Origin of the sequence: Microlunatus parietis, from assembly GCF_013407955.1 — a bacterium.
Taxonomy (GTDB): Bacteria; Actinomycetota; Actinomycetes; order Propionibacteriales; family Propionibacteriaceae; genus Microlunatus; species Microlunatus parietis.
The window spans coordinates 300,443-325,091 of sequence record NZ_JACCBU010000001.1 but is presented as its reverse complement, the minus strand read 5'-3'; the positions used below and the strand labels follow the sequence as shown (position 1 = coordinate 325,091).

Genomic DNA, 24,649 nt, shown 5'->3' with positions numbered 1-24,649 from the left:
TTGTCCCGGAAGCCACGGTCCGCCTGCGGCGCTGGTGATCGGACGTGGAAGCCGCGTCGACTCGGTCGTTCTGCAGCGAAGCGCCCCAGGGCGCGTGTGGTTGTGCTGGGACTGCTGTCCGGTTCGGGCGCCGTCGACGAACCCACCACACCCTGCATCGACCGGTCACTTCTGCGGCGACACGCCGTCAAACACCTGCTTTTGTGACCGGTCGGCGGGTTTCAGGGGCGGATGATGCGGAGGGTGACGGGGAGTTCGATGGTCCGGGCCGGTACCGGGTCGGTGGACTCCATCCGGTGGAAGAGCAGGCGGGCTGCTTCGGCACCCAGTTGGTGCGGGTCGTGGGCGATCACGGCGAGCGGTACGGGGGAGAGGTCGGCGAGTTCGAAGTCGTCGAAGCCGACCAGGGCGGGCAGTCGGCTCGGGTCCGTACCGCCGCGGATCCGGCGGCCGATCTCGGACAGAGCACCGATCGTGTTCCGGTTGTTGGCGCTGAAGATCGCGGTCGGCGGATCGTCGGAGTCGAGGAGCCGGGCCAGGGCGGCGCCGGCCGACTCGACGTCCTGCTGGCCGCGCTGGACCAGCTCGGGGTGGACGGCGAGCCCCTGCTCGGTCAGGGCGCGCTCGTAGCCGGAGAAGCGGCGCTGCCCGGTGAAGACGGAGAGAACGTTACCGAGGTAGCCGATTCGCCGGTGCCCGGACTCGATCAGGTGCCGGGTGCCGCGGTAGGCGCCGCCGACGTCGTCCAGGACCACGGTGTCGAGCTCGAGTCCGTACACCCGGCGGGAGGCCAGAACCGCCGGCAGGCCACCGATCCGATCGGGTCCGAGGTGGTCGGCGGAGCTCGCCGACGGGACGATGATCAAGCCCTCGATCTGCCGGCCGATGAAGTCCGCGACGAGCTGCGTCTCCCGGTCGGCGTCCTCACCGGTGTTGCCGAGGATGATCCGTCGGCCGTACGTCGCGGCGACCTCCTCGACACCGAGCGCGAAGGTGCCGTAGTACGGGTTGGCGAGGTTGGTGATCGCGACGCCGATGAGTCCGCTGCGATGCCCGGGCCGCAGGCTGCGCGCGTTCTCGTTGCGGTGATATCCCAACTTCTGAACGGCTTCCAGCACCCGCTGCTGCACCTCGGGACGCACGCCGCTGCCGCCGGCGAGGGTCCTAGACACCGTCATCGGGCTCACGCCGGCCCGCTCGGCCACCTGTTTGATGGTCGGCTGCCTGCCTTCCGGTCCCGGCCGGCGTGGTCTGCTCATCGTTGGTAACGTTATCGCATCAGGATCGACGAAGGCGACGACCGAAGGGGATTTGATCATGGAGCGACCGACCATCCACCGACGGGCGGTGCTGACCGCGGGCGTCGGGCTGGCCGCCTTCGCCGCACTGGGCCAGCGCAGCGCCGGAGCCGTACCGAAGGACGGGGAACCGACCGCCGTGATCAACGAGCGGCTGACCCGATTGTTCGGCGACTACGCCGACACCGCGGGCGCCTGGACCGGCGCCGACTCGGCCTACAGCGTGCCGCTACCGGACGGGCGCACCGCGTGGCTCTATTCGGACACGTTCCTCGGCACCGTCAACCCGGACGGCTCGCGGCCGCTCGACTCCCCGTTCATCCACAACTCGATCATCGTCCAGGATCGCGACCGGCTCGCCACGATCACCGGCGGCACGCCCGGCGCCCCGCGCTCGCTGGTCGCGCCGGCCGGAGCCGACGAGTCCAAGACCTGGTACTGGTTCGGCGACGGCACGGTGGAGGGCCGGCGGCTGCGCGTCCTGCTGCTGGAGTTCGAGAAGACCGGCGACGGGCCGTTCGACTTCGCGTTCAAGCGCACCGCGATCGCCTCGTTCGCCCTGCCTGACGTACGCCTCGAAACGATCACCCCGCTGCCGGAGCCGACGCCGGATCTCCCACTGCACTGGGCCTCCGCGGTCGTCGAGCAGCCCGATCACACCTACGTCTTCGGCGTCGAGGACCGGCAGGCGGAGAAGTACGCCCACCTGGCCCGGGTCCGGCCCGGTCACCTGACCAGAGATCCGTGGCAGTACTTCACGGGCGACGGCTGGTCGGGCGATCCGACCGCGTCGGCGCGGATTCTGGCCGGCGTGTCGAACGAGTTCAGCGTCAGCCGACACCGCGGTCGCTGGCTGTTGATCACCGGCGATGCGCGGGAGCCGCTGAGCGCCGACATCGTCGCCTACCGGAGCGCGTCGCTGACCGGCGGGTACGGCGAGCCGATCAAGCTCTACCGCACCCCGGAGACCGGCGGCAACGTGTTCACGTACAACGCGAAGGCCCATCCGCAGCTGACCCGGGGCGGAACCGTCGTGATCACGTACAACGTGAACAGCTTCGAGTCCGACGACCTCTACGCCGACGCCCGGCTCTATCGCCCGCGGTACGTCGACGTCTCGTTCTCCTGACCGGGCGCTGGCGTACGACCAGGAACCGGCGCAGGCTGAAACCATGGCAACGGTGCGACAACCCAGTGATCTCGATGACTACCTGTTCGACCTCCGCGGCTATCTGATCTTGCGCGATGCGATCGATCCCGAGTTGATCACCCGGCTCAACGAGGCCTTCGACACGTTCCCTGCGGATCTGGAGCCGTGGGGTTGGTGGGGCAACGTGCAGCGCTCCGACGACGGCGACAACGCCAAGGGTTACGAGCTGCAGAACATCGTCGAGGCCGGTCCGCCGTTCGAGGCGCTGATCGACCACCCGAGCTGGATCGCCTATATGCGGCGCTATGCCGGTGAGGTCGATTCCTACGTCGAGGGCCTGTTCATCGACGAGTGCTTCGCCTCGATCCGGCGCAGCGGCGGCTACTTCTATTTGCACTCGGGCGGCTATCACGGCGCGATCCGCGGCCAGTACCGCTATCTCAACGGCGTGTTCCGGTGCGGCCAGGTCAACGCGCTGATGGCGCTGACCGACATCGGACCCGGCGACGGCGGCACGATGGTCATCCCCGGCAGCCACAAGTCGAACTTCGCCCACCCGCAGTCGATCGGGCGCGACGCGAGGCCGATGGACGACGTCGAGGGCGCGATCGAGGTGCACCTGAACGCCGGCGACGTGCTGCTGTTCTGCGACGGGATCACCCACGGCGGCAGCTCGCGGACCAACCCGGAGGGGGAGCGGCGGGTCGTCATCTACCGGTACGGGCCGTCGTGGGCGGCGACCCGGCACGGCTACCGCTATTCAGAGGACCTGCTGCGCCGGGTGAGCGCGCCGCAGCGGAAGATCCTGGAGCCGGTACGGCCTCGGCACCCGGGCGAAACCCGCCAGGTCACGGACGAGTATCCGGAGGACGAACCGACCGGCTGAGCCGGTCGGAAAGCGGTCGTCCGCAGGAATCCCGGTACGCTGTCGGCGTGCCTGGGGTAACCGAACGACTGGTGATCGCGATCGACGGACCGAGCGGGTCCGGCAAGTCGAGCACGTCCCGGGGGGTGGCGCAACGCCTCGGACTGGCCTACCTGGACACCGGTGCGATGTATCGAGCGGTGACCTGGCTGGCGCTCGACCGGGGTCTGGACCGGACCGACGCCGCCACCGTGGCCGGGACGATCGCGCAGGCGCGGCTGGACGTCGCGACCGACCCCGCCGCGCCGACGATCTCCGTCGACGGGACCGACGTGACGACGGCGATCCGGGACCCGCAGGTGTCCCAGGCGGTCAGTTCCGTCGCCACCAACCTCGCCGTCCGCAAGGACCTGATCGCCCGCCAGCGGGCGATCATCGCCGCCGCCGAGCGCGGCATCGTGGTCGAGGGCCGCGACATCACCACCGTGGTCGCGCCCGAGGCCACGGTCCGGGTGCTGCTGGTCGCCGACCCGGCTGCCCGGGTGGCCCGGCGGCAGGCCGAGCTCGGCAACCGAGTTGATCATGACGCGGTCACCGACCAGGTGATCCGGCGGGACCGGGACGACTCGACCGTCGCCCAGTTCACCGATGCGGCGCCCGGCGTGACCGTGGTCGACTCGACCGACCTGACCCTCGACCAGGTGATCGACGTGATCTGCGGCCTGGTGCCGCAACACACGGGCTCCTGATCAGAGACGCCCTCCGACCCGGTCGAAGGGCCTGAAATCCAACACACGAAGGAAATACCGATGACCGAAACTGCTGCCGACTCTGCCCCGGCGGTACCGGTCGTCGCCGTGGTCGGCCGCCCCAACGTGGGCAAGTCCACCCTGGTGAACCGGATCCTCGGTCGCCGCGAGGCCGTGGTCCAGGACGTGCCGGGCGTGACCCGGGACCGGGTCTTCTACGACGCCGACTGGAACGGGCGGAAGTTCGTCCTGGTCGACACCGGCGGCTGGGCTCCGGACGCCGCGGGGATGGCGGCCCGGATCACCGAGCAGGCCGAACTGGCGGTCGCCACCGCCGACGCGGTGCTGTTCGTCGTGGACGCCACCGTCGGCACCACCGACGACGACGAGGCCGTGGTACGAGTGCTGCGGCGGAGCAAGAAGCCGGTGCTGCTCGCGGCCAACAAGGTCGACGACATCCGGGCCGAGGCCGAGGCCGCCAGCATGTGGAACCTCGGGCTCGGCGAGCCGCACTCGGTCTCCGCGCTGCACGGGCGCGGTTCGGGTGACCTGCTCGACGCCGTCCTGAAGCTGCTGCCGGAGGCGCCGAAGGACACCGGCGCCGAGGTCGGCGGACCGCGCCGGGTGGCGCTGATCGGCAAGCCGAACGTCGGGAAGTCGAGCCTGCTGAACCGGATCGCGGGATCGGAGCGTTCGGTCGTCGACGACGTCGCCGGGACCACGGTTGACCCGGTCGACGAGCTGGTCGAGGTTGGCGGCGTGACCTACCGGTTCATCGACACGGCCGGGATCCGGCGCCGGGTCAAGGAGGCGACCGGCCACGAGTACTACGCCAGCCTGCGCACCCAGGGCGCGATCGAGCGGGCCGAGGTGTGCGTGGCGTTGATCGACGCCAGCCAGCCGGTCACCGAGCAGGATCTGCGGATCCTGACCAACGCCGAGGAGTCCGGCCGGGCCCTGGTGATCGCGTTCAACAAGTGGGACCTGACCGACGACGAACGGCGCCGCTACCTGGAACGGGAGATCGAGCGCGACCTGATCCAGTTCGGCTGGGCGAGCAAGATCAACATCTCGGCGCAGACCGGGCGCAGCGTGGACCGGCTCGGCCCGGCGATCGAGGAAGCCTTGCAGGGTTGGGAGACCCGGATCCCGACGGCGAAGCTGAACGCGTTCCTGGGCCGGCTCTCGGCGGCGCATCCGCATCCGGTCCGGGGCGGCAAGCAGCCGCGGATCATGTTCGGGACCCAGGCCAAGGCCGCCCCGCCGACGTTCATCCTGTTCACCTCGGGGCTGCTCGACGACAGCTACCAGCGGTTCGTGGAGCGCCGGCTGCGGGAGGAGTTCGGGTTCGTGGGATCGCCCGTGCACGTCCAGATCCGGGCTCGGGAGCGGCGCGGCCGTACCCGCTGATGAACACCGGCGGCAGCATCTCGCTGATCATCGCCGATGATCATGCGATGGTACGGGCCGGGTTCATGGCCCTGCTCACCGAGCAGCCCGGCTTCGCGATCATCGGGCAGGCCGAGAACGGCGCCGACTGCGTCCGGCTGGCCGGGGAACTGCGGCCGGACGTGGTGCTGATGGACATCAGCATGCCGATCATGAACGGGATCGAGGCGACCCGGCAGGTGGTCCGCGACTCGTCGTCGCGGGTGTTGATCTTGACCACGTACGACAGCGACGACTACGTCTACGAGGCGCTCCGGGCCGGCGCCAGCGGCTTCCTGCTCAAGGACGCGCCGCCGGCCGAGTTGATCAACGCGATCACCGTGATCGCCGCCGGTGACGCGCTGCTGGCGCCGCGGATCACCCGCCGGCTGATCGAGCGGTTCGCCGCGGCCGGCGGACCGTCGGCGCCGAACCGGGACGCGCTGAGCCGGCTGACCGACCGGGAGCGGGAGGTGCTGACCGCCGTCGCCCGCGGCCGCTCCAACGCCGAGATCGCCGCCACCCTGGTGATCGCCGAGCAGACGGTCAAGACGCACGTCTCCCGGATGCTGACCAAGCTGGGCCTGCGGGACCGGGCCCAGCTGGTCGTTGCCGCGTACGAGTCCGGACTGGTCACGCCGGGACGCTGACCGGCGGCCGTAGCGTCGGCACCGCCGGTCGAGGCAGCGGGGCGCCGACCAGGCGGAGGGCGCCGGCCAGGCCGAGCGCCGCCACGGTCGCGGAGAGCACCGAGAAGCCGGCGATCAGGACCGCGGCGACCGCGGCCATCGCGAGCAGGACGGCGGCCGTGGCGGGCGCCGAGCGGTCGGGGTGCCCGGGCCGAGGGCGTACCGCGGACTATTCGAACCGGCCGAGCAGCCGGGCCGCGATGATCATGACCAGGGCGATCGCCGCCAGCCAGTAGCCGCGGGTGATCCACCAGGCCGGGCTCAGCGGATCCGGGAACGGCAGCCCGGCGGCCAGCCCGACCAGCGCGACACCGACCAGCACCGACATGTGCCACAGATAGATCGTCAGCGCCCGCCCGTTGATCGCGTCCGCCGCGGCCGTCACGGCGGGACGAGCGGCCAGGCCGCGGAGCGCCGGCTCGACGAGCGTGAGCGCAAGGGCCTGGACGACGCCGAGGACGAGCAGCAGGCAGGTCGGCGGGTTCAGGTTGTCGATCAGGTTGGGCGAGTAGCCGCCGGCCCAGCCGATCATGATCATGGTCCCGACGCCGAGCAGGGCGGCCGCCGGGAGCCGGCACCGATCGATCCGGCGGAACCACCCGTCGGCGTACCCGAAACCGAACTGCTGCACGGCGAGCCAGACGAACCCGAGGTTGAGGAAGCCGATCGCCTCGAGGCCCGTGGCGGACCGGAGCAGATCGACCAGCACCGCGCCGGCGGTGAGCGCCAGCAGGGTCCGGCGCGGCACGGTCTCGTGCAGCCGGACCATGATCGGCACCAGGGCGGTGACGCCGAGATAGACGCCGAGGAACCACATCGGCTGCCCCATCCGGAAGCCCACCTGGGCCAGCAGGTCGCCGGGGACGCCGAGCAGCGAGGCCACGGCGAACGCCGCGGCGATCGCCCCGAACGTGATCACCGCCGGCCGGGCCAGCCGGACCAGCCTGGCCTGGACGTACGCGGCCGGGCTCGTGCCCCGCGCCCGCAGCCGGCGCCAATGGGTGAGACTCGCGAACCCGCCGACCAGGAAGAACAACGGCATGATCTGCACCAGCCAGGTGAGCACGGTGAACCACGGCTGCCCGTGCGTCGCGTCGAACACCGCAAGCCGGCCGCCGTCGATCGAGATGCCGGCCATGAACGCGTGCAGCCCGACCACGATGATCAGACAGCCGGCGCGAACCAGGTCGACCACCGGGTCGCGGCCGACCAGGACGGGGGAGTGCGGTGCATGATCATGTTTCATGATCATGACCCTAGGAACGCGGGCCGCCCGGTGCGTCACCCGGCGGAGCGGACTTCGAGGCCGTACCGGAGTAGGTGGAGGTCCCTCCAGCGCCCGATGCTGGGGTTAGCCGGAGTCCCCGGTCGCGAAGTCGTACGCGACACCGACCAGGGCGAGCAACTCGTCGTCAAGATCATCCGCGGACCGCAGCGTGAAGTAGTGCACCACCCGGGCCGCCGAGGGATCCGGAGCGGAGGTCAACTTCGGATGCTCCACCCGGCCCGGCAGGTACAAGATCAGTTGCACCGTACGCGCGCGCGGCCGGAACTCCGCCAGCTTACGATCGGTCTTCAAGAACACCCCGACCCGCACCGCGTCCTCGTGCACCGGCCCGTGCTGCCGTACCTCCTCGATGATCATGGCGTAGCAGTCCCGCATCCACGGCGTCGCCGGTGCCAGCGACTCCTCGACCGAGGACCCCGGCACGCAACTGTGCCCCTGCCCAACTCGTCCGAACTCGCGGTCACAGCGAGGACAGATCCAGCGAGCCATGCCGCCATTCTGGGCCACCGCCACGCGGACCGGGAACCGCGTTGGGCGCGACGCCCCGCGCATAGTAGAGTTCCGGCTGTTGCCCTGATCCTCGGACCGGGGCACACGGGCTGTGGCGCAGTTTGGTAGCGCACTTGACTGGGGGTTAAGTGGGTTTACCCCGCTCTGGTCGGCCCGAACAACTGAAAATCCATGCCACGGGCTGTGGCGCAGCTTGGTAGCGCACCTGACTGGGGGTCAGGGGGTCGCAGGTTCAAATCCTGTCAGCCCGACGTAAAAGCCCAGGTGAGAGTAGGTTTCTCGCCTGGGCTTCATCATGTCCGGGGGTCGTTCTCTGTGGTCCCCCTCTGGTCCCCCGGCGCTCTCGCCGGTGGTCGCCTGTGGACGAACTGATCGCCCAGAACCCGCGTCCTGTGGATAAGGGGACCAAAAGGGGACCAGAACGCTTCCGGGAGCACTCCCGCGGGCGTCGGAGCGCATCACAGGCCCCTGGTCGCGGGGCTGCTGCGCCGGGCGTTCTTGCGTTGTCCGGCGGTGGAGAGGAAGGCGTTGGCCTGCTCGGCGGCGGAGGCTAGGTGGCGGTCGTCGGGGTGGAGATAGCCGCGCGTGGTCTCCATCGAGGCGTGCCCGAGGATGTCTTGCAGTACGTGCAGCGGGATGCCCGCGTCGGCCATCCAGGTTGCCCCGGTGTGGCGTAGGCCGTGCCGGGTGAGGTCGGGCAGTCCGAGCTTCGCGACGATGCCGTCCCAGTTGGTGGCGTCGCGGACGGTCGCGGTGGTGAGATAGCCGCCCTTCGGGCCGACCAGCAACGAGTCCTCGGGCTCCTTCCCGTCGGTGAGGCGTTCGAGCACTGGCCGGAGTGGTTCGAGGATCGGCACGCGGCGTTCTTTGCGGCTCTTGGTCGGTTTTGTAACCAGGCCGCCTTTGCCGGGGAAAACCTGCCGGCGGATCACGACGAGGTTCTTGCCGTAGTCCACGTCCCCGACCTGCAACCCGGAGACCTCCGAGGACCGTGCGGCGAGTAGCGCGGCGAGCATCACGAAGTCGCTGTAGGACTGATGCACCTTGCCGCACGCCCTGGCGAGGCGGTTGAGGGTCTTCATGTCCGGGATTGCGTGCGCCCGTGGGGAGGTGTGTTCGGCGGACTGGCCGCGGAAGGCGTTGCGGTTCAGGCTCCGCTTGGCGCGGTTCTTCGCAGGATTGATCTGGATCAGCCCGTCCCGCACGGCCTCATCGAGCACCCGCACGAGCGGGGCGATGGTGTTCTTGATGGTCGACGCGCCGTGACGCTGCTCCCACTCATCAATGGTGCGGTCGATGATCCCGGCGGTGATCTGGGTGACCGGCAGGTGCCCGAGCGCGGGCAGCACGCGCAGTTTCAGCCCGTACCCGTAGGTCTCGCCGGTGGAGGTCGGGTCCAGGCCCCGCGCCCACCGGTCGCCGATGGAGGTGACGAACTCCAGCAGCGTCATGGACACGTCCATGCCCTTGGTCGATGAGTTGCGGAGCTGGTCGAAGAACGCGTGCGCGGCCGCTTCGTCTCGCACGATTTCCGAGCGGATGACACGCCGCTTGGTGGTCGGGTCGGTCCACCGGGCTCGGGCGCGGATGCCGTAGGAGCGGCGCTCCATGTCTGTGGAGACCTTCACGCCGATCGGCGGGACCGGCTTGGGCTCGGCGGTCGGCTGCGGTTCAGCTCTGCGGGGCACGGTCGTGTTCCAGCTCGCTCAGCCAGCGGTCCACGGCGTCGAGCCGGTACCGGGCGATCCCGCCAAGCCGCAGGAACGGCGGCCCCGTGCCGGCCGAGCGCCACCGCGACAGGGTGGACTCCGAGACCTTCAAGTACGCGGCGACCTCACGGCTGTCCAGCAGGGGCGAGACGAGTGCCTCGGTCTTGTCGCTCACGACACTTCTCCGGTGTCCGGGTCGAGGTCGCGGTAGAACGCTTCCTCTGCCTCGCGGCGGGCCTGGACGTCGGCCATGACGAACTCCACGAACTCGGCGTCGCGGTCGGTGATCGGGATGTCCTCGATCGGGTCGCCGGGTTCCTCGCCGGGCCAGACAGTCTGCCGGGTGGGACGGTCGTGGTCGAGCCGGGTGCCGCAGGCGGCGACCCATTCGCGGAGCCGCTGGCGGGCGTCGGCGAAGTCGCGGTGCCAGCCGAGCGGTGCGCTGCCGTTCTGGTCCGGGTCGTAGGCGCAGAGCCAGTGAAGGTGCAGCGCGCTCAGCTCCCACAGCAGCTCCGGGTGCATGTGCCAGGCGGGCGGGATCACGGAGGCGGGGAGCCCGTAGGTGTGGCGTAGCCAGTCCACCCAGCGGTTGAGCTCCAACCACTCGGCCTCGGCGTCCTCGGCACTCAGCAGGTTCCAGTTGATCGGGTGCGGCGGCTCGGCGATCAGCGGCTCGTCGTAGCCGTCGTCGTCCATCTGGTCCACATCCGAGTCGGGAACATCGTTCGTCGTGGCGTCGCCACCGGGTTCGTCGGACATGCTGGGCTCCTGTCTGCTCTCCGGCGCCGGTTCGTGCCGGGCCGTTGTGGCGGGCAGGTGCTCCGTGCCGCGACCGGCGTTCAGGTGCCGGAACGACGGAGCAGGGCTTCGATCTCGGCACGGTCGGCGGCGAGCTGGCCGGCGTCGGGACGCTTGGGCCAGGGGTGCAGGTCGGTGACGATCGGGGCCGCGGAGCGCAGCAGCACGATCCCGGTCCCGAACGGGAGCCGGCGGATGCGGTCGGGCGGGAAGATCGGCACCCGGCGCACGGACCGCTGGTTGGAGCGGGTGCCGTGGTCGCCCAGCGTCACGGAGTCGGTGTATTCGTCGCGTTCGCCGACCAAGGCGCTCAGGTCTTGCAGGTCCCGGCTGTTGGAAGCCCCGCCGAGGATGACCTTGACGATCGAGGCGTCCCAGATCGCGTTCGCCTGGTGCTCGTTCCACTTGTCCCGCGCCTGCGCGAGCGATTGGAGCACCGGCATGGTCGTGATCCCCGACCCGCCGCCTTCGGCCATCAGCGTCGGCAGCGACGGCAACGGCGAGAGGTTGGCTATCTCATCCAAGGCCAGCAGCATCGGCGGATCGAGCCGGGCACCGGCCGACCGTGCGGCCAGGCGGCGGGCGGTCTCGATGAGGTCTTCCACGAGCGCGGCGACCAGCGCGGCGCTGGCTCCCGCACCGGACCCGGTTGCCAGCAGGAACAACGTGCCGCGGTCGCGGATGAACGCTTCGGGATCGAAGCCCTCACCGGGGCCGGGCGATACGGCGTCGAGCACGCGCGGGTCCGCGAGGGAGCCGAGAGCCAAGGAGACGCCCTGCCAGATCGAGTCGCGGGTGCGGGGGTCGGAGTCGATCATCGCTTCCAGAGACTCGGCCCACCCGGTCGCAGCCTGCGTGGAGCCGGTCAGGATCGCCACCGCGTCAGCGGCCGCGGTCGGATCGAGAGTCCACCTGAACAGCTCGGCGGGCGGCCGATGGTCGATCGCTGCCGCGTGCAGCAGGGCTTGGAGCGCGGCCCGTGTCTTGCCCTCCCAGAAGCCTCCGCCGTCGACGCCGCCTGCGGACAGGCCGGTGCCGGCGGCGAGCCCGGTGGCGCGGATCATCGCCGTCTGCGGCGACTCGCAGCCCCGGATCGGTGACCAGCGCAGACCGGCGGGCAGACCCTCGGCCAAGTGTTGCGGGTCGAAGATCGCGACGGGGCCGATCCTGCGACGGGCGCGCATGGTCGCGGTGAGGTTGTCCGGCCTGGTCGAGGTGACGACGACGGCGCCGGGCGCGTCGAGGATCGCCGGGATCACCAGATGCAGGCCCTTCCCGGAGCGGGGCGGCCCGATCACCATGATCGAGTCCTCGACCGACGCCCACACGCCGGTGCCCTTGGAGGTGCCGAGCCGGTAGCCCACGTCCGCCGGCTTCGGGTCAGCCAGGCCGGGGCGCAGGTTTCCCGCGCGGCGCAGCAGCGCCTTCTCAGACGCAGCGGCGGCGACTTCGTGCCGTGTGGCGATCCCGGCCATGCGGCGCGGGTCGGTCTCGATCCGGTGGGTGTGGCGGCGCAACCGCAGCCACGCCCATAGCCCGCCGGTCACGAGGCCGGCGAGCAGCAGCCCGGCGACGATCCAGTAGACGACCGGGTTCAGGCCGTCCGCGTCGAGCGCCGCGCCGGGATCACCAGGGCGGAACAGCACACCGACCCCGGAAGCGGGATCGCCGGCCGGCTGGGGCGTGCCGGTCAGGAACGCGGCCACCGATCCCGCGGCGCGCAGGATCAGCGCGACGCCGAACAGGACGACCAGCCCGATCATCGCGGCGTTGGTCAGCTCGTCCCCGAACGAGCCGGTCTGCCGGCCCTGCTCGTTCACGGCACTCGCCGGATGATCGTGGTGCCGGAGACCCGGCCGAACAGGATGACCTCGATGACCTCGCCGGTCCGGTCGGCGCCGTTCCCGGCTGGGTCGATGAGGGCGCGCGCGGTGCCGGAGTGGGCGGCGTCGGTGTGCCCGGTGACGACTGCGACCGCCACGTCCTCGCCCGGAACGAACCCCTTGCCCTCGACGGTGTGAAACACCGGCCCGGCCTGCGCCGCCGGTTCCGGTTCGGGCTCGGGGCGGGAACGCCGGCGGCGGGCGGCGACGATGTCGGTGAACGTCGTGCCGTCCGCTTCGCGGACCTCGACCCTCGCCGGTGTCGTCCGGTCGTTCGTGGCGCGGTCGATGATCTGCCCGAACGAGGAGCGCCGCCACGGCGGCGCGAAAGGGTCAGGGTCCAACCGTTTCCCGTCGACGGTGACGGTCACGGTGCCGTCCTCGCGCACATCGAGCACGACGAGCGGAATGGACACCGGGACGGGCTCAGGCTCGGGCTTCCTCATAGCGTCGAGGTGAGCCAACGCCGCCATGAGAGCATGCGTGGCGCTCCTGGGCGTCCGCGCGCACGTACGAGCCGTGCAGGTCGAACCTCTGCCGCGTACGGAGGAATGTCGGACGTCTCTGGCAGGCTCTTCGTATGAGTGATGAAACTTGGGACGGCCGCCGGGCGGTCAGTGCGAGTTCGGGTGATAACACGGTTTCGCGTGCGCGGCAACCGGATGGTTGACGCGCACACTGGGGAGACATCATTCCGTGTCCGCGACGACGGCAGAGTGGTGGATGCCAGTTCCGGCGAGACACGGTTTCGCGTGCGCGATGACGGCCGTGTGGTCGATGTCAACACGGGTGAGACGGTCTACAGACTCAGAGGTTGAGTCACTTAGCCCTGGTTTGGCCATCGTTGCTCAAGGTTGCCGCGATGGCCCCTTGGCCGCGTTTATGGTTCGTGCTTGGGCATCGATATCCGGGCCAGTGAAGAGTCGGTGGAACGCCTCGTCGAGCACTCTGGCTCCGTCCAGCACCTCCATAGTGGTTAAGTCCGAGTCCTCGTGGGTTCCGACGTTTCCGAGCCATTTGACGGCGAAGAAGAGATCGGCCACCGCTGGACGGTCTGGGTCAGTATCACGCCACTCTTTGATACGTTCGTGCGCGTTCCGAAATTGCCCAGATGGTCGAGTTGCAGAGATTCCTTCTGAAGTCAAGAACCGTTCCACCGTGGCACGCAGCGCAGTTGCGGCCACACCAGGATCAGCGAAAAGCACGCGAGAAGCGCGCAGCACACCCTCTCTTACTTCGTCGGGTGCCTATCTCGGGATCGGCATTATCAGCATCGGCGGATGCAGGTGCGTCACAGTGTAGTACGAGGAATAGGCGATGCCTTGGTACTCGAAATCATCGCGGTTCGACCTGTGGGAGTAGTCCACGCGATAGTCGCCGTGCCGTGCACAGCCTGTCGACACTCGGGATTCTCGCACTGACCGCGGACGACAAACGTGCCGGAAATCCACTCCGGCTCGAACGCAGGGTGGTTGCGCGCGGAAGCTGAATCGTGTCCTTCATCCTCGGTGGGCGCTGAGAATCCGATGTATCCGGTCTGGCACTTGGGGCACGCAGGCCGCGGCCACGGCTGTCCGTCCTCAATCGGGCGAGCGAGCTCGGAAAGTGCGGGGTCCACAGCCATGCTTCCAGCGTAAGCGGGACGCTATGCGGACAGGCGTAGAACGGGAATCGATCGCGGGCGACGGCTCTAGCCTTTTGTCTCTATTCCCGCGTCTTCGTGAGTTGCTTCCATGTGATTCAGGTGCGTCCTGCCCGCTGTATCAACGAAGCCACGCCGGATCAAGATTCCTGACAAACCATCACGATTCCTGACGATTCGGGCGTATTCTTGATGCATGGTCAGGATTGCTGAAGTAGCGGGCTGATGAGCCTCGCTGTCGTTCGGAGTATCGGGACCGCTCGCGGGTGGCGGTCCGAGGAAGATGCTGCGGACTTTGAGCAGGAGATCATCGACCAGTACGCGCTCGCGATGGCCGCAGCTGGGCTCAGCGACGCTTACATCTCGCACTCACGAACAGCGATCTTCGAGCTCCGTTCGCACGTGAATATCCCGCTGTGGCAGGTCAAGCCCGCCGACGCGGACGCGTTTCTTGCCGGGCTTCGCCGAGCGGGTCTTGCGGCTTCGACGCGTGCGGGCAAAGCGGGCGTGATCGCCCAGTTCTTCGACTTTGCGATCAGTCGGTATCAGGCCGACATCAACGCGCTTACCGGGTGGGTGATCGAGCAGCCCATCGATGAGTACAACCGGCAATCGGGTTCGTCGCTCGGCAAAGTCCGCGTCCCGCCCTCGGACGCGGAGGTCGACCGACTCTTCGGCGGCTGGGCGGCTTCGTTGCAGGATGAGCGGCGATTTCTCCCGGCGGCGCGGAACTACTTCGCGGCGTCGTTGTGGCGGCGAGTCGGGCTGCGGATCACGGAGAGCACGAAACTCGATCTTCGCGACTGGCGGCCCGATCTCGGCACGCTCGGGAAACTGCATGTCCGATTTGGGAAAGGCTCGCGCGGGCGCGGCTCGAAGCAGCGCCTGGTTCCCGCGATCAACGGTGCCGACAAGCTCATGGATTGGTGGCTCGGCGACGTGCGGCACAGGTTCGGCCCGGATTGGGATGACCCGGATGCGCCGCTGATCCCGTCGGAACGGTTCGATCATGAGCTCGGCCGCACGGGGAGGGCCAGCGACGATGTGCTCCGGCGCGGGCTGGTGCGTGCGACCGAGCGGTTTCTGCCTGCGTGGTCGGGTGATCTGACTCCGCACGTGCTGCGGCACTATTGCGCGTCGTCGCTGTATCTGGCGGGTATGGACTTGAAAGCCCTCCAAGAACTGCTCGGGCATCAGTGGCTGTCGACGACGACGCAGTACATCCACGTCTCGAGCCAGCACATCGAGGATGCGTGGGCGCACGCGAACAAGAGCGTTGAGGAACGATTCGAAGGGATGGCGTGACTGATGAAGTGGAACCTGAGAGTCCAGGCCGCTGAGCGCGGCATCTGGAAGTCTGCGGAGTTGCGGCGCATGCTCGCCGCCGCTGGGTTGGAGATGAGCCAGGGCAAGATGTCGGGGCTGTGGACGGGCACTCCGACGACGATCCGCCTCGATGATCTCGACGTGATCTGCCACGTCCTGGACTGCCAGCCGACAGACCTCCTCGTGCCCGAACCGGAAAAGGTCAGCGCGCGCACGCGACGGCTCGAGCAGCACAGCGAGGCCAACGGTTCGACACCGCGAGTGACGCCACGGTTGGGCGCGAAGGATGACCGGCCCGCCCCGCCGCTATGAGTCCGGCACGCGGTCCGAACGGGCCGCTGAGCCCGCCGCTGCCCTGCACGGGGTGCGGCGTGAAACCGGCCGCGTGGCTCCAGCCTCGCGTCGACTACTGCTACGACTGCATCCCCGGCGGCCCCTTCGCTCCGCCGCTATGCCGCAGATGCGGATCGAGCGAGTACTACAGCCAAGGATTGTGCGCGCATTGCCATCCGGGAAGTCCCGGCTTCATAGGGTCCTGTCGTGATTGCCTGGCCTGGGGCGTCTACCGGAATCGCAACTGGCGGTGCCCGAAGTGCCGCTGGTGGTTCAAGCACTACCCGCAAGGCGAATGCGTCTCGTGCCATCGCGACGTCACCATCGGTGAGCAGGGCTACTGCCGCCTCTGCCTGGAGACCGCCCGGATGCTGCAAGTACTCGGCGAACCGCTCGACCTCGACGCACCGCGAAAGTTCGGGGCGCAACTGTTCTTCGCCGTGATGAACGATCCCCGCAGGCCTGCCGAGAAGCACCGGCCGATGGCGATGAGCCTGCGCGAAGCGATCCGGCTCGTCGCCGCGCCGCCGCCGGTCGCCGAGAGCACCCAGCCGGTGCTGTTCGATCTGGATCCCGACCCGGAACGGGTGCGGCAGCGCTCGAACGAGATCCGGCGGCGCGACATCACCTCCCGCACCGATCACTTCCTGTACGCCCGCGCCGCCGAGTATGCGTGGAGCAAACGGCAGACGAACCAGGTGCGGCGCACGTTGAAGATTCTCCAGCTCGTGTTCCCCGGCGCGAATCTGCACTTCCGTGCTTCCGACATTCTCGCGATGCGCCGCTACGACGATGACGGCAACATCCGCTCCACGATCGAAGTCCTGGGCGACGCCGACCTCCTCATCGACGACCGAGTGCCGACGTTCGAGCAGCTCTTCGACCGTAAGACCAGGCATCTGCCCGAGCCGATGCGCTCCCAGCTCGAACTCTGGCGCGACATCATGGCCGACGGATCGAAGACCACGCCGCGCCGTCAACCCCGCGACACGATGACCGTGAAAGGGCAGATGTACGGCATCCTCCCCGCGATCACCCGCTGGGTCGAGGAAGGCCGCACCAGCCTGACCGGGATCAGCACTGAAGACATCCTCGACGCGCTCCCGGATGATCCGAGCCGCCAGCACACGATGATGCTCGGCTTCCGCACCCTGTTCACGATCCTGCGCGGCCGCAAGATCGTCTTCGCCGACCCGACGAAACCGATTCCGCTGCGCGGCCCCAAACGCACGATCCCGCTCCCGATGGAGAAGTCCGCGATCCGTGACGCGCTCACCAGCCCTGACCCCGCAATCGCTCTGGCCGTCGCCCTCGTCGCTTTCCACGCCCTCACCACACAACAGGTGCAGCACGTCCAGCTCACCGATATCATCGACGGCAGACTCCGCATGCCCGACGGCCGTACGATCCCGCTCGCCGAACCCGTGCGGGTGCGCCTGGCCGCCTGGCTCGACCATCGCGCCACGCGTTGGCCCGAGACGAAGAACCCGTACCTGCTCGTCACGATCCAGACCGCGCCGCGCCTGTCGCCACCGGGCCGGAACTTCCCCTGGAAGAAGGCCGGAGTCACCGCTCAGGCGCTGCGCACTGACCGCATCCTCTACGAGGTCGAACAGACCGGCGGCGATGTGCGACGCATCTGCGACCTGTTCGGCATCGGCATCGACACCGCCCTCCGCTATGCGCATCCCGCCCGAGTCGACCGTCCTGTAGATGACGGCGGCGACTCCGCCGGGTGAACACTCGGCGAACAACCTCCCGAACGCACCTACCCGACTTGCCGCTTGGTTCGATGAATGTCAATATAGAGACATGTCGATGCAACAGGTGGTGATCGTCGGGTCTGGTCCGGCGGGGTATACGGCCGCGGTCTACGCGGCCAGGGCGGGACTTTCTCCCGTCGTGGTCGCTGGCTCGGTGACCGCCGGCGGTTCGCTCATGACGACCACCGAGGTCGAGAACTTCCCGGGCTTCACCGACGGGGTGCAGGGCCCGGACCTGATGGACGCGATGCGTGCGCAGGCCGAGCGCTTCGGGGCGCGTATCGTCTACGACGACGCGACCCGGCTCGACCTCGCAGGCGAGGTCAAGACGATCGAGACCGGCTCGGGCGAAACGTTCGAGGCGCGTAGCGTGATCCTCACCACCGGTTCCGCTTACCGCAAGCTCGGCCTCGCCGAGGAAGCTCGGCTCTCCGGTCACGGCCTGTCATGGTGCGCGACCTGCGACGGCTTCTTCTTCCGCGAGAAGGAGATCGCCGTCGTCGGCGGCGGGGACTCCGCGATGGAAGAGGCACTGTTCCTCACGCGCTTCGCGTCGAAGGTCACGATCGTGCACCGGCGTGATGACTTCCGGGCGTCGAAGATCATGGCCGAGCGGGTGCGCGCCGATCCGAAGATCGAGGTCGCCTGGAACAGTGAAGTCGCCGAGCTCGTCGGTGAGAACGCCGTCGAAGCGCTCCGCCTGCGCGACACCGTCACCGGTGACGAGCGTGCCCTTCCGATCTCTGGCGTGTTCGTTGCGATCGGGCACGACCCGCGCTCGGAGCTGCTGACCGGGCAGGTCGATCTCGACGACGACGGCTACGTGCTCGTCGACCATCCGTCGACCGCGACGAACCTGCCTGGCGTGTTCGCCGCGGGTGATCTCGTCGACCGCCGTTACCGGCAGGCGATCACGGCATCGGGCACGGGCTGTGCCGCGGCCCTTGACGCGCAGCATTTCCTCGCCGGCCTGCCTGCCGACGAGACCGAGACCGAACTTCTGGAGGTGTCCGCATGAGCGCGACCATCACCGTCACCGATGCCACGTTCGAGGCCGAGGTGCTGCAGTCCGACATCCCCGTCGTGGTCGACATCTGGGCGACCTGGTGCGGGCCGTGCAAGGCGATCGCACCGATCCTCGACGATCTCGCCGGCGAGTACGACGGCCGCGTGAAGATCGTGAAGCTCGACGCGGATGCCAACCCGCAGACCGCGATGGCTGCTGATGTCACGTCGATCCCGACTCTCGGGTTCTACCGGGGCGGTGAGCGCGTCGACGTGCTCATCGGCGCACACCCGAAGCCGATCATCGCGGGCAAGATTGACGAGCTGATCGTATGAGCACCGCAACCCAGACCCGCGCGATGCCGGCGAAGCTGTCCACCCTTGACCGGTGGCTGCCGCTGTGGATCGGGCTCGCCATGGTCGCGGGCCTCCTCCTCGGCCGCTTCATCCCCGCACTGTCCGACCTGCTCGCGCATATGGAGGTCGGTGGTATCTCGGTGCCGATCGGTCTCGGACTGCTGGTGATGATGTATCCGGTGCTGGCGAAGGTCCGCTACGACAAGGTCGCCGCTGTCACGGGAGACAAAAAGCTCCTCGTCTCATCGCTGATCCTGAACTGGATCGCAGGGCCTGCCGTGATGTTCGCCCTCGCGTGGCTCTTCCTGCCCGATCTGCCCGAGTACCGCACCGGTCTCATCATCGTGGGGCTCGCGCGTTGCATCGCGATGGTGGTGATCTGGAACGACCTCGCTTGCGGCGACCGTGAAGCGACCGCGGTGCTGGTGTTCATCAACTCCGTGTTCCAGGTCGTCGCGTTCTCGCTGCTCGGCTGGTTCTACCTCACCGTGCTGCCGGGCTGGCTCGGCCTCGACTCCCAAGGCCTGGATGTCTCGATCGGGCAGATCGCGATCAACGTGCTCGTATTCCTTGGCGTCCCGCTCGCGGCTGGGTTCCTCACTCGCTTCTTCGGTGAGAAGGCGAAGGGCCGCGACTGGTACGAGGCGAAGTTCATCCCCTTTATCGGCCCGTTCGCGCTCTACGGCCTCCTGTTCACGATCGTGCTGCTATTCGCGCTGCAGGGTGAGGCGATCACGTCGCAGCCGTGGGACGTCGCCCGGATCGCGCTGCCGCTGTTGGCGTACTTCGCGATCATGTGGTTCGCAGGCCTCCTGCTCGGGAAGGGCATCGGCCTCAACTACGCCCGCTCGACGACCCTCGCGTTCACGGCGGCAGGCAACAACTTCGAGCTCGCCATCGCCGTCGCGATCGGCACCTTCGGCGCGACCAGCGGCCAGGCCCTCGCAGGCGTCGTCGGCCCGCTCATCGAGGTGCCCGTGCTCGTGGGTCTGGTCTATGTCTCGCTCTGGGCCGCCCGCACGTGGTTCCACACCGACCCGTATGCGGTTCCCGCCGTCACCAAATCGAGGGCATCATGACCACCACCGAGCTCTGCACACCGACCCCGACGCACGTCATCGGCGAAGACGCCGCCGATGCTGTCGCTTCAACGCTCAAGGCGCTGGCCGATCCGTTCCGGCTGCGGATGCTGTCGGCGATCGCGACGGACCCGCGCGGCGAGGCCTGCGTGTGCGACCTCGCCGAGCTCGCCGACGTCTCCCAGCCCACCGTCTCGCATCACTTGAAGAAGCTCAAGGACACCGGGCTGCTGGCCTCCGAGCGGCGCGGCACCTGGGTGTACTACAGCATCCTGCCGGCGCGGAAGCAGGCCGTGACCGCGCTGCTGGACGCGTTCGCGCCCGCCGCGATCGCCGACGCGCAGGCCGAGCAGGAAGACCGCGCGACGGCACTGGCCGCCCTCGACGCGAAGGTCGAGCACCTCGCCGCCGAGCTCGCCGACGAGATGACGCACCTGAACCGCAACCTCGTCGTCACGATCGTGCGCGAGTCGTTCGCGGGTCTCGTCCGCTCGGCGAAGCTCACCCAGCATATGATCCCGCTCACCGAACGTTTCGCCCGTCAGCGTCTCGCCGACCTCACACGGGATCGCGAAACGGGGATGCCGCAGGTGCTGTTCGTGTGCGTCGCAAACGCGGGCCGTTCTCAGCTCGCCGCCGCCCTCGTCAATCAGCTCTCCGGCGGTGCGGTTGTTGCCCGGTCGGCCGGGTCGACGCCAGCGGCCGAGGTGCACCCGCACGTGCGCTCGATCCTCGCCGACATCGAAGGCGAGCAGGACGCCGCGGCCGCGTTCCCGAAGCCGCTCACCGACGACGCCGTCCGCGCCGCGGACGTCGTGGTCACGATGGGCTGCGGGGACGTGTGCCCGATCATCCCCGGCGTCCGCTACGAAGATTGGGCTGTCGGTGACCCCGCCCTCGCCTCCGAAGACGGCGTTGCGGCGATCGCCGCTGACATCGAGGCCCGCGTCCGTGGCCTGCTCGCCGAGCTGTGCGTTCCCGTCGACGGTGACGGCGCATGACAAGCGAGACGCGACGTGCGCCGGTGCGCGGGTCGGCGTGGGAAGTGTTCCGGGTGTTCCTGCGCCTCGGGGTGACCTCGTTCGGCGGGCCGATCGCGCACCTGGGCTACTTCCGCACCGAGATCGTGGAACGCCGACGCTGGATGGACGACCGCGCCTACGCCGACCTGGTCGCGCTGTGCCAGTTCCTTCCCGGCCCGGCCTCGAGCCAGGTCGGGTTCGGCATCGGCCTGCACCGCGCCGGATACCGGGGCGCGCTGGCCGCATTCATCGCCTTCACGCTCCCGTCCGCGGCCCTCATGCTCGCCTTCGCCTCCGGCGCCGCCCTGTTCACCGGCACCATCGGGGAAGGCATCCTCGCCGGGCTGAAGATCGTGGCGGTCGCGATCGTCGCGCAGGCCGTCCTCGGCATGGCGAAGACACTCACCCCGGACCGGCAGCGCGCCGCGATCGCAGCCGTCGCAGCCCTCGCCGCGCTGCTGCTGGCCGGATCGCTCGGCCAAATCATGGCGATCGTCCTCGGCGGGATCGCCGGATACTTCGTCTGCCGCGCACCCGCCGCGAACACGGCGACAGCGGTGCGGTTCCCGGTGACCCGGGCCGCGGGGATCGCCGCGCTCACCCTGTTCGTCGCAATCCTGGCCGGGATGCCGATCCTCGCCGCCGTCACCGGCAACGACAGCGTCGCCCTGTTCGATGCGTTCGCGCGGGCCGGAGCGCTCGTATTCGGCGGCGGGCACGTCGTGCTCCCGCTCCTGCAATCCGGCGTCGTCGATCCCGGCTGGGTCACGAACGCGGACTTCCTCGCCGGATACGGTGCAGCCCAGGCCGTGCCTGGCCCGCTGTTCACCCTCGCCGCTTTCCTCGGCGGCGCCGCTGACGTCGGCCCGGGCGGGGCGGCGGGGGCGGGCATCGCGCTGGCCGGGATCTTCCTGCCCGGCTTCCTCCTCCTCATCGGCGTGCTGCCGTTCTGGAACCGCCTGCAGCACCACGAGCGGGTTCAGGCCATCATGCGGGGCGCGAACGCGGCCGTCGTCGGCATCCTCGCCGCCGCCCTCTACACACCCGTGTTCACCACCGCGATCCTCACCCCGCCCGCCTTCGCACTCGCGCTGGTCTGCTTCGTGCTGCTCGTCGCGTGGAAGCTCCCGCCCTGGATCGTCGTGATCATCGGAGCCGCAGGCGGCATCCTCGCCACCACCCTCACCTGACCGACCCGATCGGAAACGAGAACCCTCATGTCTACTCCCACCGTCCTGTTCGTCTGCGTCCACAACGCCGGCCGTTCCCAGATGGCCGCAGGCTACCTCCGCCACCTCGCGGGCGACCGCATCGAGGTCCGTTCGGCAGGCTCGATCCCCGCGGACCAAATCAATCCCGTCGCCGTCGAGGCGATGCTCGAAGAGGGCATCGACATCCGCGGCGAGGCCCCGAAGATCCTCACCACCGACGCCGTGCAGGACTCCGATGTCGTCATCACGATGGGCTGCGGCGACGCCTGCCCGTTCTTCCCCGGCAAGCGCTACGAGGATTGGAAGCTCGATGACCCCGCGGGCCAGGGCATCGACGCTGTCCGTCCGATCCGCGACGACATCAAACGCCGCATCCAGGAACTCATCGCCTCCCTCGAGCCCGCGAGCACCGAGGCGGCCAGCGCATGAGCGCGTCGGTGCTGTTCGTCTGCAAGAAGAACGGCGGCAAATCGCAGATGGCCGCCGCGCTCATGCGGCAGCACGCCGGCGACGCCATCACCGTCTATTCGGCCGGTACTGCGCCGGGCGATACGCTTAGTGCCCTCGCCGAGGAAGCGATCGTCGAGGTCGGTGCGTCGATGGAGGGCGAGTATCCGAAGCCCATCGATCCCGAGATCCTCCGCAGCGTGGATCGGGTCATCGTGCTCGGCGACGAGGCGAAGGTCGCCCCGGTCGACGGCATGGCCGGAACGATCGAGACCTGGACCTTCGAAGACCAGGCTGCATCCGACGTCGGCGGCGGCGACCGCACGCGGGCGATCCGGGATCAGATCGCCGAACGCGTCCTGCGCCTCGCCAGCGAGCTCAGCGCCGCGATGTCGTAACTCTGAACGGGAGGGCAGGAGTAGTCGCTGGCCCTCCCGTCCAGCGCGGCGGACGGCCGATGAGCCTTGCATGAGCCGAGCACGCAGTCGGGTCAGTGTGAGGGCAGGTTCCCGCTCAATCGTGCGTGGAAGGTTCCGCTCGCCTCGTTCAAGCCGATGATCTCGACCTCGATGTCGTGTTCGCGGTACTTCTGCTCGATTCCATCGAGCGCTGCGACGGTCGAGGCGTCCCACACGTGCGACTTCGACATGTCGATCACGACACGCTTCGGGTCGTCGGCGTACTCGAACTGGGTGGTCAGGTCGTTCGAGGACGCGAAGAACAGCTCGCCATCGACCTCATAGTGCGCCGTGTCTTCGTTAGCGCTGAAGGTGCGGGTGACGGTGGTGAAGTGGGCGACGCGGCGCACGAACAGGATCGCGGCGACGAACACGCCGATGATGACCCCGACGGAGAGGTTGTGGGTGATGAGCACCGGGATGACGGTGACGAGCATCACGATCGTCTCGCTCTTGGGCATCCGCTTCAGCGTGGAGGGTGCGATGGAGTGCCAGTCGAAGGTGAGGAACGCGACCATGAACATGATCGCCACCAGTGCCCCGATGGGGATCAGGTTCATTATCGGGCCGAGGAACCACACCAGGATCAGGAGGAACACGCCGGCGGCGAACGTGGAGACGCGGGTGCGGGCGCCGGAGGCGCGCACGTTGATCATGGTCTGCCCGATCATCGCGCAGCCACCCATGCCACCGAAGAGGCCAGAGAGGATGTTCGCGCCGCCTTGCCCCATCGCCTCGCGGGTCTTGTTCGAGTGCGTGTCGGTGATGTCGTCCACGAGCTTCGCGGTCATCAGTGACTCCATGAGCCCCACCGCGGCCATGCCGAGGGCATACGGGGCAATGATTTGCAGTGTCTCGAAGGTGAGCGGTACATCGGGGAAGAACGGCATCGGCGGGCCGCCGGGCAGTTCGCCGAGACCGCCGACGGTCTTCACATCGAGGTTCAGCAGCCACACCGCGAGGGTCATCACGATCACGACCACCAGAGGCGCGGGCACAGCCTTCGTGAGCTTCGGGAAGAGCCATAGGATCAGGATGCTGACGATGATCATCGGGTACATCAGCCAGGACGCGCCGGTGAAATGCTCCAATTGGGCGACAGCGATGAGGATCGCGAGGGCGTTGACGAACCCGACCATCACGCTGCGCGGGATGAACCGCATGAGCTTGCCGACACCGAGCAGGCCGAGAACGATCTGGAAGATGCCGCCGAGGATCACGGTCGCGATGAGGTAGTCGAGGCCGTACTCGTCGGCGACCGGCCGGATGACGAGCGCGATCGCTGCGGTCGCCGCGGTAATCATCGCGGGCCGCCCACCGAGGAACGCGATCGAGATTGCCATCACGATCGAGGAGAACAAGCCCACCTCGGCCGGCACGCCTGCGGCGATCGCGAACGCGATGGCCTCCGGGATGAGCGCGAGGCCGACCACCATACCCGCGAGGACTTCCTTCGTCAACAGCTTCGGCGAACGGAACACATCCATCACGGTCGGCCGAGGCCAGTAGCGTTCCTTGTCGCGTGCGGGCGCGCTCATTCTGCCTCCCAGAGAGGTGCGGGAAAATAGGGTGACGGCGGTCGAGGTCGGAGCCCGCCAAACCCAACTCTACCGTTACGTGAGGGTTGGGTGCCAAATCG

At 68.5% G+C, this 24,649-nt stretch carries 27 protein-coding genes and 2 tRNA genes; 17 read left to right on the top strand and 12 right to left on the bottom strand.

Annotation, left to right across the window (positions count from 1 at the left end):
• Positions 1 to 221: 221 nt before the first annotated feature.
• Positions 222 to 1,259 (bottom strand): LacI family DNA-binding transcriptional regulator, encoded by a 1,038-nt coding sequence (locus BKA15_RS01660; RefSeq protein WP_179747800.1) that lies wholly within the window; start codon positions 1,257 to 1,259, stop codon positions 222 to 224.
• Between the two features lie 58 nt (positions 1,260 to 1,317).
• Between BKA15_RS01660 and BKA15_RS01655 the strand changes: the two genes are divergently transcribed.
• Genes BKA15_RS01655 through BKA15_RS01635 form a run of 5 tightly spaced genes read left to right on the top strand, consistent with a single transcriptional unit; the run spans position 1,318 to position 6,140 of the window.
• Complete coding sequence (locus BKA15_RS01655) at positions 1,318 to 2,427, top strand: DUF5005 domain-containing protein (protein WP_179747799.1); 1,110 nt, start codon at positions 1,318 to 1,320, stop codon at positions 2,425 to 2,427.
• 43 nt (positions 2,428 to 2,470) lie between these two features.
• Positions 2,471 to 3,334, top strand: coding sequence for a phytanoyl-CoA dioxygenase family protein (locus BKA15_RS01650; protein WP_179747798.1), 864 nt, complete (start codon positions 2,471 to 2,473; stop codon positions 3,332 to 3,334).
• A 47-nt stretch (positions 3,335 to 3,381) separates the two neighbouring features.
• A complete protein-coding gene (gene cmk / locus BKA15_RS01645) occupies positions 3,382 to 4,062 on the top strand; it encodes a (d)CMP kinase (protein WP_312878788.1) in 681 nt (226 codons plus the stop codon).
• Positions 4,063 to 4,122: 60 nt separating this feature from the next.
• Positions 4,123 to 5,472: a ribosome biogenesis GTPase Der gene (der, locus tag BKA15_RS01640; protein WP_179747797.1), complete on the top strand. Its 1,350-nt coding sequence runs from the start codon at positions 4,123 to 4,125 to the stop codon at positions 5,470 to 5,472.
• On the top strand, positions 5,472 to 6,140 hold the full coding sequence (locus BKA15_RS01635) for a response regulator (RefSeq protein ID WP_179747796.1): 669 nt from the start codon (positions 5,472 to 5,474) through the stop codon (positions 6,138 to 6,140). The genes der and BKA15_RS01635 overlap by 1 nt, the downstream gene beginning before the upstream one ends.
• On the opposite strand, the gene BKA15_RS34715 is transcribed toward BKA15_RS01635, so the two are convergent.
• The 3 genes from BKA15_RS34715 to BKA15_RS01625 form a co-directional block, all read right to left on the bottom strand.
• On the bottom strand, positions 6,124 to 6,279 hold the full coding sequence (locus BKA15_RS34715) for a hypothetical protein (RefSeq protein ID WP_218871014.1): 156 nt from the start codon (positions 6,277 to 6,279) through the stop codon (positions 6,124 to 6,126). The genes BKA15_RS01635 and BKA15_RS34715 overlap by 17 nt on opposite strands.
• Before the next feature lie 69 nt (positions 6,280 to 6,348).
• On the bottom strand, positions 6,349 to 7,431 hold the full coding sequence (locus BKA15_RS01630) for an acyltransferase family protein (protein WP_218871013.1): 1,083 nt from the start codon (positions 7,429 to 7,431) through the stop codon (positions 6,349 to 6,351).
• A 99-nt stretch (positions 7,432 to 7,530) separates the two neighbouring features.
• The gene (locus tag BKA15_RS01625) at positions 7,531 to 7,890 is read right to left on the bottom strand and encodes a DUF5655 domain-containing protein (protein ID WP_218871012.1); all 360 of its coding nucleotides are present in this window, start codon (positions 7,888 to 7,890) and stop codon (positions 7,531 to 7,533) included.
• A 172-nt stretch (positions 7,891 to 8,062) separates the two neighbouring features.
• On the opposite strand from BKA15_RS01625, the gene BKA15_RS01620 reads away from it, so the two are divergent.
• Both BKA15_RS01620 and BKA15_RS01615 read left to right on the top strand, forming a co-directional pair.
• Positions 8,063 to 8,134 (top strand) — tRNA-Pro (locus tag BKA15_RS01620).
• Between the two features lie 20 nt (positions 8,135 to 8,154).
• A tRNA-Pro gene (locus tag BKA15_RS01615) sits at positions 8,155 to 8,228 on the top strand.
• Positions 8,229 to 8,435: 207 nt separating this feature from the next.
• Here BKA15_RS01615 and BKA15_RS01610 read toward each other — a convergent pair.
• The 7 genes from BKA15_RS01610 to BKA15_RS37490 form a co-directional block, all read right to left on the bottom strand.
• Positions 8,436 to 9,587: a tyrosine-type recombinase/integrase gene (locus tag BKA15_RS01610; protein WP_051016947.1), complete on the bottom strand. Its 1,152-nt coding sequence runs from the start codon at positions 9,585 to 9,587 to the stop codon at positions 8,436 to 8,438.
• A gap of 61 nt (positions 9,588 to 9,648) precedes the next feature.
• Positions 9,649 to 9,861 carry a helix-turn-helix transcriptional regulator gene (locus tag BKA15_RS01605; protein ID WP_026529681.1) on the bottom strand — a complete coding sequence of 71 codons (213 nt, stop codon included), beginning with the start codon at positions 9,859 to 9,861 and terminating at the stop codon, positions 9,649 to 9,651.
• Positions 9,858 to 10,382 carry a hypothetical protein gene (locus tag BKA15_RS01600; protein ID WP_085996294.1) on the bottom strand — a complete coding sequence of 175 codons (525 nt, stop codon included), beginning with the start codon at positions 10,380 to 10,382 and terminating at the stop codon, positions 9,858 to 9,860. The genes BKA15_RS01605 and BKA15_RS01600 overlap by 4 nt, the downstream gene beginning before the upstream one ends.
• Before the next feature lie 143 nt (positions 10,383 to 10,525).
• Positions 10,526 to 12,304: a type IV secretory system conjugative DNA transfer family protein gene (locus BKA15_RS01595; protein ID WP_036542293.1), complete on the bottom strand. Its 1,779-nt coding sequence runs from the start codon at positions 12,302 to 12,304 to the stop codon at positions 10,526 to 10,528.
• On the bottom strand, positions 12,301 to 12,783 hold the full coding sequence (locus tag BKA15_RS01590; protein ID WP_312878787.1) for a hypothetical protein: 483 nt from the start codon (positions 12,781 to 12,783) through the stop codon (positions 12,301 to 12,303). Before BKA15_RS01590 ends, BKA15_RS01595 begins: the two co-directional genes overlap by 4 nt.
• A 432-nt stretch (positions 12,784 to 13,215) precedes the next feature.
• A complete protein-coding gene (locus BKA15_RS01585) occupies positions 13,216 to 13,572 on the bottom strand; it encodes a DUF4145 domain-containing protein (protein ID WP_257996728.1) in 357 nt (118 codons plus the stop codon).
• An 86-nt stretch (positions 13,573 to 13,658) separates the two neighbouring features.
• A complete protein-coding gene (locus tag BKA15_RS37490) occupies positions 13,659 to 13,991 on the bottom strand; it encodes a DUF8608 domain-containing protein (protein ID WP_498043712.1) in 333 nt (110 codons plus the stop codon).
• 243 nt (positions 13,992 to 14,234) lie between these two features.
• On the opposite strand from BKA15_RS37490, the gene BKA15_RS01580 reads away from it, so the two are divergent.
• The 10 genes from BKA15_RS01580 (at position 14,235) to BKA15_RS01535 (ending at position 22,950) form a co-directional block, all read left to right on the top strand.
• A complete protein-coding gene (locus BKA15_RS01580; protein ID WP_102209907.1) occupies positions 14,235 to 15,314 on the top strand; it encodes a tyrosine-type recombinase/integrase in 1,080 nt (359 codons plus the stop codon).
• A 3-nt stretch (positions 15,315 to 15,317) separates the two neighbouring features.
• Positions 15,318 to 15,647, top strand: a complete 330-nt coding sequence (locus BKA15_RS01575; protein ID WP_054683702.1) for a helix-turn-helix domain-containing protein — start codon at positions 15,318 to 15,320, stop codon at positions 15,645 to 15,647.
• 389 nt (positions 15,648 to 16,036) lie between these two features.
• Positions 16,037 to 17,407, top strand: a complete 1,371-nt coding sequence (locus BKA15_RS01570; protein ID WP_054683699.1) for a site-specific integrase — start codon at positions 16,037 to 16,039, stop codon at positions 17,405 to 17,407.
• A gap of 73 nt (positions 17,408 to 17,480) precedes the next feature.
• Positions 17,481 to 18,449 carry a thioredoxin-disulfide reductase gene (gene trxB / locus BKA15_RS01565; RefSeq protein ID WP_054683697.1) on the top strand — a complete coding sequence of 323 codons (969 nt, stop codon included), beginning with the start codon at positions 17,481 to 17,483 and terminating at the stop codon, positions 18,447 to 18,449.
• On the top strand, positions 18,446 to 18,772 hold the full coding sequence (gene trxA / locus BKA15_RS01560) for a thioredoxin (protein ID WP_054683694.1): 327 nt from the start codon (positions 18,446 to 18,448) through the stop codon (positions 18,770 to 18,772). The genes trxB and trxA overlap by 4 nt, the downstream gene beginning before the upstream one ends.
• Entirely contained in the window at positions 18,769 to 19,872 is a 1,104-nt protein-coding gene (arsB, locus tag BKA15_RS01555) for an ACR3 family arsenite efflux transporter (protein ID WP_082406260.1), read from the top strand. The genes trxA and arsB overlap by 4 nt, the downstream gene beginning before the upstream one ends.
• Complete coding sequence (locus BKA15_RS35185; RefSeq protein ID WP_054683691.1) at positions 19,869 to 20,873, top strand: metalloregulator ArsR/SmtB family transcription factor; 1,005 nt, start codon at positions 19,869 to 19,871, stop codon at positions 20,871 to 20,873. The genes arsB and BKA15_RS35185 overlap by 4 nt, the downstream gene beginning before the upstream one ends.
• Positions 20,870 to 22,084, top strand: a complete 1,215-nt coding sequence (gene chrA, locus BKA15_RS01545) for a chromate efflux transporter (RefSeq protein WP_054683686.1) — start codon at positions 20,870 to 20,872, stop codon at positions 22,082 to 22,084. The genes BKA15_RS35185 and chrA overlap by 4 nt, the downstream gene beginning before the upstream one ends.
• Positions 22,085 to 22,111: 27 nt before the next feature.
• Positions 22,112 to 22,534, top strand: coding sequence for an arsenate reductase ArsC (locus BKA15_RS01540; protein WP_054683684.1), 423 nt, complete (start codon positions 22,112 to 22,114; stop codon positions 22,532 to 22,534).
• Entirely contained in the window at positions 22,531 to 22,950 is a 420-nt protein-coding gene (locus BKA15_RS01535) for an arsenate-mycothiol transferase ArsC (RefSeq protein ID WP_026937615.1), read from the top strand. The genes BKA15_RS01540 and BKA15_RS01535 overlap by 4 nt, the downstream gene beginning before the upstream one ends.
• 92 nt (positions 22,951 to 23,042) lie before the next feature.
• Here the strand turns inward: BKA15_RS01535 and BKA15_RS01530 are convergent, their stop codons facing one another.
• Entirely contained in the window at positions 23,043 to 24,548 is a 1,506-nt protein-coding gene (locus BKA15_RS01530) for a SulP family inorganic anion transporter (RefSeq protein WP_026937616.1), read from the bottom strand.
• Positions 24,549 to 24,649: the final 101 nt, after the last annotated feature.

Excerpts from the sequence above, each read along its gene's own strand:
- trxB (WP_054683697.1), top strand. The coding sequence starts at position 17,481 with ATGTCGATGCAACAGGTGGTGATCGTCGGGTCTGGTCCGGCGGGGTAT.
- BKA15_RS01600 (WP_085996294.1), bottom strand. The coding sequence starts at position 10,382 with ATGGACGACGACGGCTACGACGAGCCGCTGATCGCCGAGCCGCCGCAC.
- trxA (WP_054683694.1), top strand. The coding sequence starts at position 18,446 with ATGAGCGCGACCATCACCGTCACCGATGCCACGTTCGAGGCCGAGGTG.
- arsB (WP_082406260.1), top strand. The coding sequence starts at position 18,769 with ATGAGCACCGCAACCCAGACCCGCGCGATGCCGGCGAAGCTGTCCACC.
- BKA15_RS01660 (WP_179747800.1), bottom strand. The coding sequence starts at position 1,259 with ATGAGCAGACCACGCCGGCCGGGACCGGAAGGCAGGCAGCCGACCATC.
- chrA (WP_054683686.1), top strand. The coding sequence starts at position 20,870 with ATGACAAGCGAGACGCGACGTGCGCCGGTGCGCGGGTCGGCGTGGGAA.
- BKA15_RS01630 (WP_218871013.1), bottom strand. The coding sequence starts at position 7,431 with ATGATCATGAAACATGATCATGCACCGCACTCCCCCGTCCTGGTCGGC.
- BKA15_RS01655 (WP_179747799.1), top strand. The coding sequence starts at position 1,318 with ATGGAGCGACCGACCATCCACCGACGGGCGGTGCTGACCGCGGGCGTC.
- BKA15_RS01650 (WP_179747798.1), top strand. The coding sequence starts at position 2,471 with ATGGCAACGGTGCGACAACCCAGTGATCTCGATGACTACCTGTTCGAC.
- BKA15_RS01580 (WP_102209907.1), top strand. The coding sequence starts at position 14,235 with ATGAGCCTCGCTGTCGTTCGGAGTATCGGGACCGCTCGCGGGTGGCGG.
- BKA15_RS34715 (WP_218871014.1), bottom strand. The coding sequence starts at position 6,279 with ATGGCCGCGGTCGCCGCGGTCCTGATCGCCGGCTTCTCGGTGCTCTCC.
- BKA15_RS01530 (WP_026937616.1), bottom strand. The coding sequence starts at position 24,548 with ATGAGCGCGCCCGCACGCGACAAGGAACGCTACTGGCCTCGGCCGACC.
- BKA15_RS35185 (WP_054683691.1), top strand. The coding sequence starts at position 19,869 with ATGACCACCACCGAGCTCTGCACACCGACCCCGACGCACGTCATCGGC.
- der (WP_179747797.1), top strand. The coding sequence starts at position 4,123 with ATGACCGAAACTGCTGCCGACTCTGCCCCGGCGGTACCGGTCGTCGCC.
- BKA15_RS37490 (WP_498043712.1), bottom strand. The coding sequence starts at position 13,991 with ATGGCTGTGGACCCCGCACTTTCCGAGCTCGCTCGCCCGATTGAGGAC.
- BKA15_RS01535 (WP_026937615.1), top strand. The coding sequence starts at position 22,531 with ATGAGCGCGTCGGTGCTGTTCGTCTGCAAGAAGAACGGCGGCAAATCG.
- BKA15_RS01540 (WP_054683684.1), top strand. The coding sequence starts at position 22,112 with ATGTCTACTCCCACCGTCCTGTTCGTCTGCGTCCACAACGCCGGCCGT.
- BKA15_RS01635 (WP_179747796.1), top strand. The coding sequence starts at position 5,472 with ATGAACACCGGCGGCAGCATCTCGCTGATCATCGCCGATGATCATGCG.
- BKA15_RS01610 (WP_051016947.1), bottom strand. The coding sequence starts at position 9,587 with ATGGAGCGCCGCTCCTACGGCATCCGCGCCCGAGCCCGGTGGACCGAC.
- BKA15_RS01575 (WP_054683702.1), top strand. The coding sequence starts at position 15,318 with ATGAAGTGGAACCTGAGAGTCCAGGCCGCTGAGCGCGGCATCTGGAAG.
- BKA15_RS01570 (WP_054683699.1), top strand. The coding sequence starts at position 16,037 with ATGCTGCAAGTACTCGGCGAACCGCTCGACCTCGACGCACCGCGAAAG.